Origin of the sequence: Bacillus sp. HU-1818 (assembly GCF_022695965.1) — a bacterium.
GTDB classification, from domain to species: Bacteria; Bacillota; Bacilli; order Bacillales; family Bacillaceae; genus Bacillus; species Bacillus atrophaeus.
The window spans coordinates 997741-1015645 of record NZ_JAAPBE010000002.1; the positions used below are offsets into that span (position 1 = coordinate 997741).

General features: G+C 42.9%; 12 protein-coding genes and 1 pseudogene. 12 read left to right on the forward strand and 1 reads right to left on the reverse strand.

All coding sequences use genetic code 11. From position 1 onward, the window contains the following. The first annotated feature begins 70 nt into the window (after positions 1–70). The 11 genes and pseudogenes from GXP75_RS10365 to GXP75_RS10410 all read left to right on the forward strand — a co-directional run bounded on the left by GXP75_RS10365 (position 71) and on the right by GXP75_RS10410 (position 15405). Positions 71–2059 (forward strand): HAMP domain-containing methyl-accepting chemotaxis protein, encoded by a 1989-nt coding sequence (locus GXP75_RS10365; protein WP_242556729.1) that lies wholly within the window; start codon positions 71–73, stop codon positions 2057–2059. A 325-nt stretch (positions 2060–2384) separates the two neighbouring features. Continuing rightward, positions 2385–3284 (forward strand): annotated as a pseudogene (locus GXP75_RS21610) (cache domain-containing protein); the annotation flags it as partial. Between the two features lie 117 nt (positions 3285–3401). Beyond that, the gene (locus GXP75_RS21615) at positions 3402–4229 is read left to right on the forward strand and encodes a methyl-accepting chemotaxis protein (RefSeq protein ID WP_396022457.1); all 828 of its coding nucleotides are present in this window, start codon (positions 3402–3404) and stop codon (positions 4227–4229) included. 176 nt (positions 4230–4405) lie between these two features. Then, complete coding sequence (locus GXP75_RS10375) at positions 4406–6388, forward strand: methyl-accepting chemotaxis protein (RefSeq protein WP_106045467.1); 1983 nt, start codon at positions 4406–4408, stop codon at positions 6386–6388. Positions 6389–6509: 121 nt separating this feature from the next. Beyond that, entirely contained in the window at positions 6510–8498 is a 1989-nt protein-coding gene (locus GXP75_RS10380; protein WP_242556731.1) for a methyl-accepting chemotaxis protein, read from the forward strand. A 132-nt stretch (positions 8499–8630) separates the two neighbouring features. Next, positions 8631–10700, forward strand: a complete 2070-nt coding sequence (locus GXP75_RS10385) for a bifunctional aldolase/short-chain dehydrogenase (protein WP_242556732.1) — start codon at positions 8631–8633, stop codon at positions 10698–10700. Between the two features lie 100 nt (positions 10701–10800). Then, positions 10801–11565, forward strand: a complete 765-nt coding sequence (locus GXP75_RS10390) for a DeoR/GlpR family DNA-binding transcription regulator (RefSeq protein WP_242556766.1) — start codon at positions 10801–10803, stop codon at positions 11563–11565. 154 nt (positions 11566–11719) lie between these two features. Continuing rightward, positions 11720–13162 (forward strand): rhamnulokinase, encoded by a 1443-nt coding sequence (rhaB, locus tag GXP75_RS10395; RefSeq protein WP_242556767.1) that lies wholly within the window; start codon positions 11720–11722, stop codon positions 13160–13162. A gap of 36 nt (positions 13163–13198) precedes the next feature. Further along, entirely contained in the window at positions 13199–13513 is a 315-nt protein-coding gene (rhaM, locus tag GXP75_RS10400; protein WP_242556733.1) for an L-rhamnose mutarotase, read from the forward strand. A gap of 29 nt (positions 13514–13542) precedes the next feature. Then, positions 13543–14817, forward strand: a complete 1275-nt coding sequence (gene rhaA, locus GXP75_RS10405) for an L-rhamnose isomerase (protein WP_242556734.1) — start codon at positions 13543–13545, stop codon at positions 14815–14817. Positions 14818–14880: 63 nt separating this feature from the next. Beyond that, entirely contained in the window at positions 14881–15405 is a 525-nt protein-coding gene (locus tag GXP75_RS10410) for a type 1 glutamine amidotransferase domain-containing protein (protein WP_061570511.1), read from the forward strand. A gap of 42 nt (positions 15406–15447) precedes the next feature. Here GXP75_RS10410 and GXP75_RS10415 read toward each other — a convergent pair whose 3' ends face one another. Beyond that, a complete protein-coding gene (locus tag GXP75_RS10415; protein ID WP_242556735.1) occupies positions 15448–16431 on the reverse strand; it encodes a Gfo/Idh/MocA family protein in 984 nt (327 codons plus the stop codon). Positions 16432–16719: 288 nt separating this feature from the next. Here GXP75_RS10415 and GXP75_RS10420 point away from each other — a divergent pair, with 288 nt between their 5' ends. Further along, positions 16720–17886 carry an AI-2E family transporter gene (locus GXP75_RS10420; RefSeq protein ID WP_106045460.1) on the forward strand — a complete coding sequence of 389 codons (1167 nt, stop codon included), beginning with the start codon at positions 16720–16722 and terminating at the stop codon, positions 17884–17886. The last annotated feature ends 19 nt before the right edge of the window (positions 17887–17905 follow it).

The following is a 17905-nucleotide window of genomic DNA, read 5'->3' on the forward strand; positions in this document are numbered from 1 at the left end:
ATCTTGATATTATAAAACTTTTTAAAGCAGCCGATATATAATGTATCTAACCCCGAAGGAGCAACAATACATGAAGACATTTATTAATTGGCTTAGACGTCCGTCCATATCAAAGAAATTAATTATTTCCTTTTGCATCATCCTAATCATCCCGATTCTCATTTTAGAATGGAGTTCATATCGCACGGCAAGCGGCACGCTCGATCAGGAAATCATGGGAAACGCAAAAAATAATGTCAACACATTCGATACGACCATTACAAATAATTTAGACGGCAAGGCGAAGGCGGTTTCTTATTTCAGTGAACTGCTGAAAGCCAAATCATTTGAAGGGAAAAATCAACAGCAGCTTGAGGAGAAATTCTTGCAATATACCTCCATTAATGAAGATGTCGCCAGAATTTACGGAGGAGCGGAAGACGGAGCTTATGTACAAGCCCCGACAGAAAAAGTGCCGGACGGCTATGACCCGAGGGAACGTCCCTGGTACAAGGACGCGGTAAAGGCCGGCGGCACACTTATCGTGACTGACCCTTATATAGCAGCCAATGACGGAAGCATGGTCATTACGATCGCGCAAAAATTAAAAGACGGTTCAGGCGTTATCGCTATGGATATTACGATAGATCAGCTTCTTGCACAGATGAAACAAATCAAGATCGGGAAAAAAGGCTATGTCTTCATCGCAACTAAAAATAAAACATATGTGGCCCATCAAGACCATAAACCAGGTGAAAAGCTGTCCGGCGACTGGGTATCCGACATGTATGATAATGACAGCGGGCAAGTACAATACAGCATGAAAAATGAAGATAAAAAAATGGCCTTTACGACGAATAAACTGACAGGCTGGAAAATAGCCGGAACAATGTATAAAAGTGAAATCGAAGAGGCTTCACAGCCGGTGCTTAATATGGGCATGATCGTACTTGCCGCTTCCATTCTCATTGGCGGAATCCTGATCATTTTCATTGTCGGCTCAATCACAAGACCGTTAAAACGCCTCGTACAGTCGTCTCAAAAAATCAGCAGCGGCGATTTGACTGAAACGGTTCAAATCCAATCGAAGGATGAATTAGGCGAGCTCGGCGATAGCTTTAACGAGATGGGAAAATCTTTACGTTCCTTGATCAGCGCCATTCAAGATTCTGTCGACAATGTCGCGGCATCATCTGAACAGCTTACAGCGTCCGCTTCGCAAACAAGCAAAGCGACTGAGCATATTACGATGGCGATTGAACAATTTTCGAACGGCAATGAAGATCAAAGCGAAAAAGTCGAGTCAAGCTCCAAGCAGCTTAGTATGATGAATGACGGTCTGTACCATATGACCCAAACCACATCAGCCGTTACAGAAGCTTCTTTGCAGTCCACAGAAATTGCGGGAACCGGAGAACAGCTTGTCCAGCAAACCGTCGGCCAAATGAATTCCATAAATGAGTCAGTGCAGCAGGCTGAATCTGTGGTAAAAGGACTGGAAGGAAAATCAAAGGATATCACAAACATTTTGAGAGTCATAAACAGCATTGCCGATCAGACGAATCTGCTTGCGTTAAATGCGGCAATTGAAGCTGCAAGAGCCGGAGAGTATGGCCGGGGCTTCTCGGTTGTGGCGGAGGAAGTGCGCAAGCTTGCTGTCCAGTCAGCCGACTCTTCAAAAGAAATAGAAAAACTGATTCAAGAAATCGTTTCAGAGATTGAAAAATCATTGCATATGTTTAAAGCGGTGAATCAAGAAGTCCAATCCGGGCTTAGCATTACAGACGACACAAAAGAAAGCTTCCAAAACATATTCGGCATGACAAATGAAATAGCCGGCAAACTGCAAACGATGAATACCACAGCGGAACAGCTTTCTGACAACTCACAGCACGTCACGGCAGCAGTCAGTGACATCGCGGACGTATCAAGAGAAAGTTCAGCAAGCATTCAGGACATCGCGGCATCAGCCGAAGAGCAGCTCGCGTCGATGGAAGAGATCAGTTCCTCAGCGAATACGTTAGCGCAGATGGCAGAAGAACTGCGTGATTTAACAAAACGCTTTAAAATAGAATCATAAGAAAAAACAGCACTTTCCCGAGATGGGAGGTGCTGTTTTTTATATAGTCAATAAAATTGAGAATAAAGACCCTTTTATTACAGAGTATTTAGAACTATTTTTCATTTTTACCTTCTTTTACAATGTAATTATAAGGAATATCATCCGATATAATATGTAAATTATTGAAAGAGGTATCCAGCAAATGAAAAAAACAATCACCACGGTGCGAAAATCATCTATTGGCAGAAGGCTCATTATTTCATTTTTATTAATCTTGATTCTTCCAATCGCTGTACTCGCAACAAGCGCTTATAAATCGTCGGTCTCATCGCTTGAAAAACAGATGGTGCTAAGCGCGAAGGAAAATGTCGCAATATTGGATAAAATAATCGATGAAAAAGTTAACAGCAATAAAAAATACACGGAATTTTTCAGCAAAGACGTAACCGCCGAGAAATTAAAAGGAAAGAACCAAAAAAAGCTTTACCAAGAATTTGAACAATTTATTCAGATGAATGACGAGGTTGAAGCTGTATTTTCAAGCAGCAATGACGGAACATTCACCCGCTATCCGAAAGCAGACATGCCGGATGATTTTAATTCCCTTGAACGAGATTGGTATAAAGAAGCGGTTGCACATAAAGGAGAAGCGATTATCAGTGAGCCATATGAATCCATCTCGACGGGAAAAATGGTCGTCACCATCGCCAGGCAGACAAAAGACGGTTCAGGGGTAGTTGCTGTTGATATGAAAATAGACGGTCTGGTCAAAACAGCAAAAGCAATTAATATCGGAGAGGAAGGATACGCCTTTATTTTAAGTGCAAATAAAAAAGTCATCGCCTATTCCGGTGAAAAAGCAGGAACTGAATTAAAAGGGAAGTGGGTTGATAAACTTTTTAATGAGAAAAACGGCGACTTCGAATACAAGCACGATAATAAGGCGAAAAAAATGGCTTTTGAAACGAGTGATACAACGGGCTGGAAAATCAGTGGAACGATGTATGCGGATGAAATTAAGCAGGCGGCAAGAGATGTATTAATTAAAGCATGGATCGTACTCGGAATCGCAATCATATGCGGAGTGACCGCAATCTATTTTATTATCCGTTCGATCACAAAACCATTAAGGCACCTTGTCACATCGGCGAAAAAGATCAGCAGCGGCGATTTGACTGAAACAATAGAGGCTAGATCAAAAGACGAACTGGGAGTGTTAAGCCAAAGCTTCAACGACATGCTGCACTCCCTCCGTTCTCTGATTCACGGCATTAAGGACTCAGTCGAAAATGTAGCGGCTTCATCAGAAGAGCTGACGGCTTCGGCTGATCAAACAAGCAAAGCGACTGAACATATTACAATGGCAATTGAACGATTTTCAAACGGCAGCGATGCGCAAAATGACAAAATTGAAACGACAACAGAACAGATAAACGAAATGAAAGACGGTCTGAACGACATGGCGCGCGCCACAGCAGTAATTACGGAATCTTCCATTCAATCAACTGAAATATCGGGAGCCGGAGAACAGCTTGTCCAAAAAACGGCAGGCCAGATGACTGCCATTGACCAATCTGTAAAAGAAGCTGAGCAGGTAGTGAAGGGCCTGGAGATTAAATCAAAAGATATTACAAATATTTTGCGTGTCATTAATGGAATAGCGGATCAAACCAATCTGCTTGCCTTAAACGCGGCCATCGAAGCGGCGAGGGCGGGAGAATACGGCCGGGGATTTTCCGTAGTAGCTGAAGAAGTAAGAAAACTTGCCGTGCAATCGGCAGATTCAGCCAAGGAAATTGAAACTTTGATTAATGATATTGTTAAAGAAATCAATACATCACTTGGCATGTTCCAATCCGTCAATCAAGAGGTGGGGGCAGGACTTGTCATAACCAATCAAACCAAAGCAAGCTTTAATGATATATCGGAAAAGACAAATCAAATCGCGGGAGAAATGCAAAATATAAACGCCACAGTCGAACAGCTTTCCGCAGGCTCACAAGAAATATCCGGAGCATCAGAGGAGATTTCAGCCATTTCAAAAGAAAGTGCGGCAAGTATTCAAGATATTGCAGCATCGGCGGAGGAACAGCTTGCTTCAATGGAAGAAATCAGCTCATCAGCCAATACATTAGCGGGAATGGCGGAAGAACTTCGCGAGCTGACAAAGCGTTTTAAAATAAAATAGAGCCTGAAACGTGAAAAGCACCCCATCAAAAGGGTGCTTTTTCACATTAAATAGGTATATATTACTACTTAACTTTAGGTATAAAGTTCTTTTTATCTAGTTTCTCTTTTAACGTGTATATATTTACCCATATAGAGCCGATATGAAGGATAACCTAGTTAAGGAGAAATGAATAAATGAAAAAACTAATCAATCTAATCAAACAGCGATCCATTACAAGAAAACTGGTTGTGTCTTTCTTGATCATTCTTATTATTCCAATTTCCATATTGGCCTTTAGCGCCTATCAATCCACAAAGAGCTCGCTTGATAAGCAGATGATGGGCAGCGCATTAGAAAATGTTCAGCAGCTGAATGAAATCATTAATGACAATATCGGCGAAAAAGAAGACAGTGCTGCTTACTTTAGCGAATGGCTGAATAAAAAAGTGTACAAAGACAAAAAAGCTTCAATAAAAGACAAATTCGCACAATATATCAGTCTCAACAAAGATGTTGAATCTATTTACACAAGTGATCAAAACGGGTCATTTACACGTTATCCGGACATCCCTATGCCGAGAGATTATAATCCGGTCGAACGGGACTGGTACAAAAAAGCTGTGGAAAGCAAAGGAAAAGTGGTGATTACAGATCCTTATAAAACAGCTTCCACAGATACAATGGTGGTGACGATAGCCCAGCAGACAAAAGACGGGTCAGGGGTAGTCGCCATTAATATGACCATTGACCAGCTTTTAGAAACGACGAAAAAAGTGAAAATCGGGAAAGAAGGCTACGGATTTATTCTGGGCAAAGACAAAAAAGTGGTCGCCCACCCTGAACAAACACCGGGAACCGAGCAAAAGGGCGATTGGGTGGATCAGCTTTATGATAATAAAAAAGGCGAATTTCAATATGCTTTTGAAGGCTCAGAGAAAAAAATGGTGTTTGATACAAATACATTAACCGGATGGAAAATCTCAGGAACTATGTATGAGGATGAAATTCACGAGGCAGCTGTACCCGTGCTTCATCTCGCGTTAATCGTTCTTACGGCCGCCATTGCTGCGGGGCTTGTTGTAATGACGCTCATCATCCGCTCAATTACCGGCCCTCTGAAAAAACTTGTGGTTTCTTCAAAACGAATCAGTGAGGGAGATCTCACTGAAACCATTGACATCCGTTCAAAGGATGAATTAGGTGATTTAGGAAACAGCTTTAATCATATGGCAGGATCACTCCGTTCGCTCATTCATGCCATCCAAGATTCTGTCGACAATGTCGCGTCTTCTTCTGAGGAGCTGACGGCGTCGGCTGAACAGACAAGCAAAGCGACTGAACATATCACAATGGCGATTGAACAATTTTCAAGCGGAAATGAAAGCCAAAGTGAAAAAATTGAAGAAGCAGCTGAACATATCTATCAAATGAATGACGGTCTCTCGGATATGGCAAAAGCCTCCTCCGTCATTACGGAATCATCCATTCAGTCCACTGAAGCAGCCAGTAACGGAGGAAAGCTGGTTCACAAAACAGCCGGACAAATGAACATGATTGATCAATCTGTAAAAGAAGCTGAAAACGTCGTAAGAGGATTAGAAACAAAATCGAAAGACATTACAAACATTTTACGTGTCATTAACGGAATCGCAGATCAGACCAACCTGCTGGCACTAAACGCTGCCATCGAAGCGGCACGTGCCGGGGAATACGGACGGGGCTTCTCCGTTGTCGCGGAAGAAGTGAGAAAACTAGCGGTTCAATCGGCTGATTCCGCAAAAGAAATCGAAGGCCTGATCAAAGAAATCGTCAAAGAAATCAATACATCACTCGGCATGTTCCAATCAGTGAATCACGAAGTGAAGACGGGACTTGAGATTACAAACGAAACAGAATCCAGCTTCAAACAAATTTCTGACATGACAAACCAAATTGCGGGTGAATTGCAAAATATGAACGCTACAGTCGAACAGCTGTCCGCGGGCTCCCAAGAAATATCAGGGGCCTCAGAAGACATTGCGGCCATCGCTAAAGAAAGCTCAGCAGGTATCCAAGATATCGCGGCATCTGCCGAGGAACAACTGGCCTCAATGGAAGAAATCAGCTCATCAGCGGAGACACTGTCCCGAATGGCTGAAGAATTAAGAGACATGACGAAGCGATTCACAATTGAATAAAGCCTGTTAACGTATAAAAATACCCGGGAGCACATTCCCGGGCATTTTTTTTAGTTTTTAAATTAAACCTTTTGACCTATCTGACGATAATAGTTTTATCTTAAAGAAGGAGTCACCACGAATGAAAAAATTAATGAAATGGATCAAACAACCATCAATCAGCAAACCCCTTATTGCTGCGTTTCTGGCAATATTGATTTTGCCAATTGGGGTATTAGCATATTTCAGCTATCAATCAGCAGGAAGTTCTTTGGACAGAGAACTGATGCACAGTGCCAAGGGCAACGTCAAGGAGTTGAACAACGTTCTGCAAAATAAGCTGGACGACAAAACAAAAGCTCTCGATTATTACAGTAAATTGATTAACACAGATTTATTTAATGGAAAGAACAAATCTTTATTAAACGAGGAATTCAAGCAATATACCATGCTGAATGACGATGTGTCAGCGATCTATACAGCTTCAAACGACAAAACATTATATAGATATCCTGAAGGCGGCGTACCGAAGGACTTTGACCCGACAACACGGGATTGGTTCAAAAACGCCGTTGAGAAAAAAGGGCAAGTGGTTTTCTCTGAACCATACACCGATGCAGCAACAGATAAGACGGTCATCACCATTTCACAGCAAACAAAAGACGGATCAGGTATCGTTGCGCTTGATTTAAATCTGGATGAACTGCTTGCCGCCTCAGAAAGAATTCAAATCGGACGCAAAGGATTCACATTTATTACAACGGGCGATAAAAAATATATTGCCCATCCGACGATTGACCCGGGTACAGCAGGTACAGGAGCGTGGACGAACGAAGTATATTCGAAAAATGAAGGCGAATTCCAATATACCTTCGAAGGGCAAGAAAAGAAAATGGCCTTTACGACAAATAAACAGACAGGCTGGAAAATTGCCGGCACTTTCTTTGTCAGTGAAATTAAAGATGCGTCAAGCCCGGTATTACACATGGCGCTCATTATTTTTTGTGCATCATTGATGATTGGCGGCATTTTAATTTTCTTCATTATCAGAGCCATATCAAAACCTTTAAGAAAGCTTGTCTCAACATCTGCCAAAATCAGCGGAGGCGATTTAACGGAAGTCATCGAAATTCGATCGAAAAACGAATTGGGCCAGCTCAGTGAAAGCTTTAACGAAATGTCTGCATCACTGCGCTCTGTGATCGGCGTCATTCAAACATCAGTTGAAAATGTCGCCTCCTCATCAGAAGAACTGACGGCCAGCGCCGAACAAACAAGCAAGGCGACCGAACATATTACACTGGCTATCGAACAGTTCTCAAATGGAAACGAAGCGCAAAGCGAGAAAATGGAAGCAAGCTCAGAACACCTTTCTGAAATGAATGCAGGCATCGCCGAAGTTGCCCGGGCTTCCGCTAAAATTACCGAGACCTCCATTCAATCCTCTGAAACGGCCGGAAGCGGAGAATCATTAGTGGAGCACACAGTCGGCCAAATGAAAACGATAGATCAATCCGTTCAGAAAGCGGAGGCCGTGGTAAAAGGGCTGGAGATAAAATCAAAAGACATCACAAGTATTTTAAATGTGATTAACGGGATAGCAGATCAAACAAATCTGCTGGCGCTAAATGCGGCTATCGAAGCGGCCCGTGCCGGAGAATACGGCCGCGGCTTCTCAGTGGTGGCGGAAGAAGTAAGAAAACTGGCGGTTCAATCAGCAGGCTCAGCCAAGGAAATCGAAGCGCTTATCCAAGAGATTGTAAGAGAAATCAGCACATCGCTGTCCATGTTCCAATCAGTCAATCATGAAGTCAAAGAAGGCTTGAACATTACAGATCAAACAGCAGCAAGTTTCAAAAAAATCTTTGATATGACGACACAAATTTCCGGTGAATTGCAAAATATGAATGCAACGGTTGAACAGCTGTCAGCCGGATCACAAGAAGTGTCAACAGCTGTAGACGACATCTCAGCGGTTGCAAAAGAAAGCACGGCAAGCATACAGGACATCGCGGCCTCAGCCGAAGAACAGCTTGCCTCAATGGAAGAGATCAGCTCATCTGCCGAAACTCTCGCCAACATGGCTGAAGAACTGCAAGAAATTACGAAAAAATTTAAAATTGAATCTTAACCTAACAAGAGAGCGGCATAGTGATATGCTGCTTTCTTTTTTATAAAAACAAAAAATAAAAATATTCAAAAACAAACAAAAGTTATATATAATAAAATGAGAAATAAAAACAGAGAAACGGAGGTTAACAAAATGGTGAAGCATTTATGGGAAGAACAAAGGGCTGCCCGATTGCCGCAGGGAGCCGAAGAATTGGTGTACCGTTCTAATCTGATCGGCTCAGACCGCGCTGTATGCAACTGGGGCGGCGGGAACACGTCTATAAAAACCTATGAGAAGGATTTTAGAGGCCGTGATATAGAAGTCATGTGGGTAAAGGGCAGCGGCTCAGACTTGGCAACAATGAAAGCGCATAACTTTACCGGTTTAAAACTGGAAGACATACGTCCATTAATCGAAAGAGAAGAAATGACGGATGAGGAAATGGTAGAGTACTTGGCTCATTGTATGATAGACAGTAAACACCCCCGACCGTCTATTGAAACGCTGCTGCACGCATTCCTGCCTTATCAGCATATTGACCACACACACCCAGACGCCATCATCAGCATTTGCTGCGCAGATAATGGAAAACAAATCGCCGAAGACATATACGGAAACCGTTTTGTGTGGGTTCCATATGTCCGCCCCGGGTTCACCTTGTCAAAAATGATCGCCGAAGGTGCGGCAAACAACCCGCACGCTGAGCTGGTTTTAATGGAAAAACACGGCCTAGTCACATGGGGAAATACGTCAGCAGAGAGCTATGAAAAAACCATTTCTATTATTAACGAAGCAGAGAGGTACATCAACAAACGAATTGAAGAAAAAAACGCTTTTGGAGGAGAAAGATACGAGTCTCTCCAGGCCGAAGAACGCAGACAAATCTTAGCGAAGATCATGCCTGTCATCCGCGGCGCGGTAAGCAGTGAAAAGAAAATGATACTCTCATACGATGACGCAGACGATGTTCTGCGATTTGTAAACAGTGTAAACGCACTCGAGCTTTCACAAATCGGCGCAGCCTGCCCGGACCACCTCGTTCATACAAAGCGCGTTCCATTGTATGTGGACTGGAATCCGCAAGAACAAGACATTGATGCACTATTGAAAAACGTGAAAGCAGGCATCACACGTTTTAAATCAGAATATAAAGCGTATGTCGAACGCAATAAACAGGAAGGTGACCAGTGCTTTGAATCAGCGCCCAGAGTCATATTAATTCCGGGCATTGGTATGATAAACACAGGGAAAAGCCTGGAAATGTCCAAAGTAAGCGGCGCATTATACCATCGGGCGATTGCGGTGATGAAAGGTTCTTCCGCTTTGGGACGTTTTGTTTCTTTAAGTGAAAATGAATCTTACAATATCGAATACTGGCCGCTTGAGCTTTACAAACTCACTCTGGCACCGGCAGAAGCTGAGTTTTCACGAAAAGTGGCGTTTGTTACGGGAGGTGCAGGCGGAATCGGAAGTGCTGCCTGCCGCCGTTTCGTTTCGGAAGGCGCGCACGTTGTTGTGGCTGATCTTAATGTTGAGGGCGCTCAAAGAATTGCCGGGGAAATAAACAAAACATACGGAGAAGGCAGCGCAATGGCCGTGAAGATGGATGTTACAAAGGAAGAAGAGGTACAGCAGGCTTTCGAACAAACCGCGCTTACATACGGCGGTGTTGATATTATTGTTAATAATGCAGGTTTGGCCACTTCAAGTCCGCTTGAAGAAACCACGTTAAAAGAATGGAATCTCAATATCAATGTACTGGGAACAGGCTATTTCTTAGTGGCACGTGAAGCATTCAAACAAATGAAGCAGCAGAATGCCGGCGGAAATATGGTCTTTGTCGGATCAAAAAATTCTGTTTACGCAGGGAAAAACGCAGCCGCCTACAGCTCGGTTAAAGCGCTTGAAACGCATTTGGCAAGATGTATCGCTGCTGAAGGAGGCGAACATGGCATTCGGGTCAACTCGGTTTTGCCTGACGCCGTTTTGCAAGGATCGGCGATCTGGGGGTCGAGTTGGCGGGAAGAACGGGCCGCGGCGTATGGCATTGAACCAGATCAATTAGAGGAGCATTATCGAAAACGCACAACCCTGTTAGTCAATATTTATCCAAAAGATATTGCGGAATCAATCGCTTTTTTAGCATCCTCTAAAGCGGAAAAAACGACGGGCTGCATGATTACGGTAGACGGCGGCGTTCCGGCGGCGTTTACACGCTAACAAAATACGCAATGAACCAAGGGGAAAATATGCTATGATATAAAGACAAAAACACAGAATGAAGCTGTGCACAGCGTAGAATAGAGGAAGGGCGTTGCCAATGCTAGTAGCCGAACGACACCAAAAAATAGTCGAATTAGTCAATTTACGTTCAAGCATACGTGTATCTGAATTGAGTGATATATTCTCTGTAACCGAAGAAACCATTCGGCGCGATCTTGAAAAACTCGAAAAAGAAAACAAGCTGAGCCGCAGCCATGGGGGCGCGGTCAGTATTCAGCAGCAGGAGTCGGAGGTTCACTTTTCTGAACGGGAAATCACAAATGTATCGGAAAAGAAAGCGATTGCCCGTGAAGCCGCTGAATATGTGGAAAGCGGAGACCGAATCATTCTTGATGCAAGTACAACTGCGTGGTATATGGCAAAAATACTTCCCGATATTCAGCTGACCGTTATTACGAATTCAATGAAAGCGGCGGTTGAACTCAGTCAAAAAGACAAAATTGAAGTGATATCGACGGGAGGATTTTTGCTGTCTGAATCCTTATCATATGTCGGGCCTTTAGCGGAACGTTCCCTTGAGACCTATCATGTAAATAAAACATTTCTTTCCTGTAAAGGCTTTGATATAAACGGCGGATTGAGCGACTCAAATGAATGGCAGGCGCTGTTAAAGAAACGGATGATTGAACGGTCAGACCAGACAATCCTGATGGCGGATTCAAGTAAATTCGGCAGCCGTGAATTTTCTCATATTGCGCGTATTCATGACATCAGCCGGATCATCACCGATTCCAAGATCAATCCGGAATACACGAAAGCGCTTGAAGAGAAAAAAGTAAAAGTGACAACCGTACACCCATAAACAAAAAAGACAAACGTTTGCTTGTTTGTCTTTTTATTTCCTGTAAAACAAAAATAAAGAAAGAATATAATGTTGAATTGTTTTTGTTTGTATAATAAAATAATCATAAAAAAAGAAATGAATGGCCGATTCTCTGAAGGAGAGTGGAGAGCAGATGGTCTATGCCGCGGTAGATATAGGGGCGTCGAGTGGAAGAGTAATGATAGGAGAAATAAAAAATAGCAAATTATTAACAAAGGAAATTCACAGATTCGCAAACGGATTTACGTCCCATAACGGGGTTTGCTGCTGGGATATTGACCATCTGTTGGAGCAAACCATAAAGGGTCTGGAAAAAGTAAAATCTCTTGGCTATGAACACTGTACCGTCGGCATTGATACGTGGGCGGTAGATTATGTTTTATTAGACCAAAAAGGAAAGCGCTTACGAGAAGTTGTCTCATATCGGGATAAAAGAACAGAACGCACGATTGACAAACTGACTGTTGCCATTTCCAAAGAAACCATTTATCAGAAAACAGGCATACAATTTTTGCCCTTCAACACGATCTATCAGTTATATGAAGAGGACCATGCAGTTTTGGAAAAAACAGACCGAATTTTAATGGTGCCTGATTATTTAGGCTATTGCTTAACCGGCAACGGTGTAACAGAAGCAACCAACGCTTCTACCACGCAGCTCTTACATGCCTCAAAAAGAATATTCGATAAAGACTTACTTGATGCGATATCCGTAAAGAAGGAGCAATTCGCACCGTTGATAGAACCGGGACAGGAACTTGGCATGCTGAAAAACGAACGATTTCCCGCCTTTGATCTGCCGATATGCAAAGTGATAACCGTAGCCTCCCATGACACCGCCTCAGCGGTCATCGCGGCGCCCGCTGAAATTGATAAGTGGGCCTATATCAGCAGCGGGACGTGGTCGTTAATCGGTGTGGAAAACGCCACGCCCATTCTCACTGATCTGGCTATGTATAACAACTATACAAATGAATGGGGCGCTTTTAAGACCATTCGATTCTTAAAAAACATTATCGGTATGTGGGTGTTGCAAGAAGTAAGAAAACAATTAAAAGAAGATTACAGTTTTGCACAGTTAGTAGAAGAAGCACAAAAAACAGTGCCGTTCCAGCAATTTGTTAACTTCAACGATGATCGTTTCCTACATCCTGATAACATGATAAAGGAAATACAGGATTATTGCCGGGAAACGCACCAAAAGATTCCTCAAACAGCGGGTGAATTGGCCTGCTGCATCTACACCAATCTGGCCATCATTTATGCAATTGCCATCAAGGACTTAGAACAAATCACAGGGAGACCCATTCAGCAGCTTCACATTGTCGGCGGCGGCGCTCACAATGATCTGCTTAACCAGCTAACAGCCGATATGTGCGGCAAAATGGTATATGCCGGACCGGCGGAAGCCACAGCAATCGGAAACCTGCTTATGCAAATGATTGCATCAAAAGAAATACAGGACCTAAAACAAGCACGCCTGTTGGTAAAGAACTCTTTTGACATCAAAGTCTTCACTCCGCAGGAAACAGACCGGGATTCTATGATTCAATTATTTAAGCGGGCAGTTTTGTAAGCGCTGTTAATTCAGATAATGAAAGCGGTGATGATCTTGAAAAGAAAAGCAGGCATTATGTTTGTTCATCAAAATAAGTATCAGGAATACAAGAAACGTCACGACGAAATTTGGCCAGAGATGGCAGAAACGCTGAAAGCTCATGGCGCACATAATTATTCTATTTTTCTAAACGAACAAACAGGCTGTTTATTTGCTTATTTAGAAATAGAGAGTGAAGAGAAGTGGAGCAAGATGGCGGAAACGGAGATTTGTCAAAAATGGTGGAAATCAATGTCGCCGTTAATGAAAACAAATCCTGACCACAGCCCGGTTTCAAAAGACTTACAGGAAGTATTTCATTTGTCGTAATCTTTAGTGGAGAAAGGATTGAAGCCGAGATGACAAGTAATGAGAACTTTGAAAGAGCAAAACAAGAATACGAAAAATGGGGAATAAATGTAGAACAAGTCTTAGAGAAAATAAAACAAGTCCCGATTTCAATCCATTGCTGGCAGGGTGATGATATCGAAGGGTTTGAACCGAATAAGAGCGAACTTTCCGGAGGTATTGACGTGACGGGAAACCACCCCGGAAAAGCGCATACCCCTGAAGAATTAAGAAGAGATTTAGAGAAAGCACTCTCTCTTATTCCGGGAAAACACCGTGTAAACTTGCATGCCATTTATGCAGAAACAAATGGGGAAGCTGTCGAACGAGATGAACTGCTGCCCCGCCATTTTGAAAAATGGGTGCGATGGGCAAAAGATCGCGGCCTTGGATTAGATTTTAATCCGACATTATTTTCACACCCCAAAGCGGCCGACGGTCTTACACTCTCCCACCCTGATATAGAGATCAGGGAATTTTGGATCAATCACTGCATAGCGTGCCGACGTATAGGTGAGTATTTTGGCAGAGAATTAGGAACGCCTTGTTTAACGAACATCTGGATACCGGACGGCTATAAAGACATCCCAAGCGACAGGCTGACACCGAGAAAAAGATTAAAAGAGTCATTAGATCGAATCTTCAAGGAAAACATCAGCGAGAAACACAATCTCGACTCTGTAGAGAGCAAATTATTCGGATTGGGTTCAGAGTCATTTGTCGTCGGCTCACATGAATTTTATCTCGGCTACGCGCTTAAAAATAATAAGCTGTGCTTACTCGATACTGGCCACTTTCATCCGACAGAAGCGGTGTCAAACAAAATCTCAGCAATTCTGCTTTACAGTGATAAGCTCGCCCTGCACGTCTCGCGCCCGGTCCGCTGGGATAGTGACCATGTCATCACATTAGACGATGAACTGCGCGAAATTGCTCTTGAAATAGTCCGTAATGAGGCATTGGATAACGTCATGATCGGCCTCGATTTCTTTGATGCCAGCATTAACCGAGTCGCCGCTTGGACAATCGGGACGCGCAATATGATTAAAGCGTTATTGTATGCAATGCTTGTACCGAACGGACATTTAAAACAATTACAAGAAGAAGGGCGCTTCACAGAAAGGCTGGCTTTATTCGAAGAGTTCAAAACGTACCCGTTCGGCGCTATCTGGGATTACTACTGCGAAGAAATGGGTGTTCCGGTAAAAGAGGCATGGCTGGAAGAAGTAAAGCAATATGAACGGGAAGTTCTGTTTAAAAGACAGAAGCCGTCCCAAACAGTGTGAGAGCTTTTATTTCCTTAACCGCGAATCATGTCGTACACTGGGGGAAAGAAAGGAGCTGTCTATATGAGACTTGAAGGGAAAAAGGTCATCGCTTTCGTCAGTGATGATTTTGAAGATTTAGAGCTTTGGTATCCTGTTTACCGGCTGAGAGAAGAAGGGGCAATCGTCCATTTGGCAGGAGAAAAGGCGAACCATCAATATAAAGGGAAATACGGTGTTCCGGCTGTTTCCGATTATGATTTCAAAAGCATTAATGTGAATGAATACGATGCGGTGCTTGTTCCAGGCGGCTGGGCTCCTGATAAACTCAGAAGATATCCGGAGGTTTTGGAGATCATTCGCACGATGAATAAAAATGAAAAACCAATCGGCCAGATATGTCATGCAGGCTGGGTGCTTATTTCCTCGGGAATATTGTCAGGTAAAAAAGTAACAAGCACACCGGGTATTAAGGATGATATGACAAATGCGGGGGCTGAATGGTTTGATGAAGCGGTTGTTGTAGACGGACATCTCGTTTCAAGCCGCCGTCCGCCCGATCTTCCGCAGTACGCAAAAGCGTTTGCTGACATTTTAGCGGGTGAATAATGTAAGAAAATCCGCCGACGGCCAACAGCCGCGGCGGATTTTTTAATGATCAGCTGGAAAAACCACACCGATTTGTTTTCTGGCTTCATCCATAATGTTTAAGGTCATCAACGAGCGGTCGAATGTATTTCCGGCAGATTCAAGCTGTCGCTCTTTGATTAATGTGATGAATTCGGCAGCTTCATAAAACATAGCAGGTTTATCGTCGGCGACTGATATATCCTCAACACGTCCGTCGCGGTACCGAATTTCAACCTTTTCAGGCCGGTGAACAGTATCTAATATAATGGTTCCGTCTTCTCCCTGAATTTCCGCAGGGGCATAAGATGTAGCAATTTTAGAATGCATCAGAACGGCTTCCAACCCATCATACGACAGAATAACCGTTCCCTCTCCGTCAACACCTGATGATAAGAGGTAGCCGCTCGCTTTGACTTCCTTTGGTTCGCCGAACAATACAACCGCGGGATATATACAATACACGCCTATATCCATTAATGAACCATTGGACAATTCAGGCTTAAACGCATTAAGCACGGTGCCGTTTCTAAAAGCATCATATCGGGAAGAGTATTGGCAGTAGCTTGCGGTAAATCTGCGGACTTTCCCGATTTTATGTATGTGGTTTTGTATATTGACGAAATTAGGGAGAAAGGTTGTCTTCATGGCTTCCATTAAGACAACTTCATTTGCCTTAGCCGCTGAAATCATATCGGCTGCATCTTTGGTGTTTGAAGCAAGCGGTTTTTCGCACAATACATGCTTGCCGTGGTTCATAAAGAGAATGGCCTGTTCTTTATGATAAGCATTCGGGCTGGCGATGTATACGGCGTCAAAGCAGTCGCTCGCCGCCATGTCCTGAAGGTTTGAGAAAGAATGGCCGGCGCCGTGTGTTTTTGCAAATTCAGCAGCGCGTTCATCTGATCTTGAATAAACAGCAGTTAACTGAAAATCCTGAATATCAGACGCGGATTGGAGAAAACGTTCCGTAATCCAATTGGTTCCTACAATTGCAAATCGAATCATAGTGATTGCTCCTTTTTATACAAGATATCTTTAATTATAGCTGTTTTTTCTGAGAAAAGGGATAAAGAGAGACGGAAACAAATATGAAAGCGAAAACGGCGAGCTTTGGCGGCTCAAGCATTTTTTATTTTATCTGAAAATCTAAGCTATATCGGGATGGACTTCGCAATACTACCAGTGTCAGTTACATGAACAACAGAAAAATCCAATTATTAAGCGGTTTTCATTTTTCATTATAAGACCGATAGTGTACAATTTAAATAAAATATGTATGACGGAGGAACGACAGTGGAAACGTTGCAAACATGGAGCGGCAGATTCAAGCGATTCTTCTTAGATAATAAATTTGTCTTATTTTTACTTGTTTTGCTGCTCATCGGCTTAAATATACTGGTTTTTACCAAAACATCATTTATCTTTACTCCAATTATCGTTCTGCTCAAAACAATATCACTGCCAATTATATTAACAGGCATTGTCTTTTATCTGCTAAATCCTATAGTCGATTTCCTTGAACGGAGAAAAGTAAAAAGGATTTATTCCATTTTGCTGCTATATATCTTAATTATCGGGCTGATTACGATCACCATCGTGTCAATCATTCCATTTTTGAAAGAGCAGATCATGAGTTTGATTGATAATCTGCCGAGATATGTGGATATAGTAGAGGATCAGACCGCACAGCTGATCGGCAGTGATTTTGTCAATCAGGCGCAGCAGACGATGAATATTAATATTTCAGATCTGGCCAACAAAGTATCAGATCAGGCGGCAACAATTGTGAACAGCACATTTACAGGCGTGGGGAATTTTATCGGCGCGATTACCGAGATCGTGATTTCTATTATAACGGTGCCATTTATTCTTTTCTATCTGTTAAAGGACGGAAAGAAATTGCCGGTTTACATATTAAAATTTGTGCCGACTCGCTTAAAAGAACAGACATTCACTGTATTAAGCGAAATGAACCACCGTTTAAGCTCCTATATCAGAGGCCAGATCATCGTCAGCTTCTGCATCGGATTTTTGCTGTTTATCGGTTATTTGATTATCGGTCTGGATTATGCATCTCTGCTTGCGATCATCGCCGCATGTACAAGCATTGTTCCGTATTTGGGCCCGACAATCGCGATTACACCCGCCATTATCATTGCGCTTGTCACATCGCCTCTTATGCTGCTGAAGCTTGTGATTGTGTGGACAATCGTCCAGCTGATTGAAGGGAAATTGATTTCTCCGCAAATTATGGGGAAAAACCTTCATATTCATCCCATCACAATCATTTTCGTTCTCTTAACCGCAGGAAAGCTTTTCGGCGTTGTCGGAATTATTCTGGCAATCCCCGGCTATGCCGTGGTTAAAGTAGTAACAACCCATTTATTTGACTGGTTTAAAATGCGCTCCAATTTATACGGTGAAGAAAAAAATGGACGTGCTGCAAGTCATAAAAAGTAGGCATGACCGATATTTATAG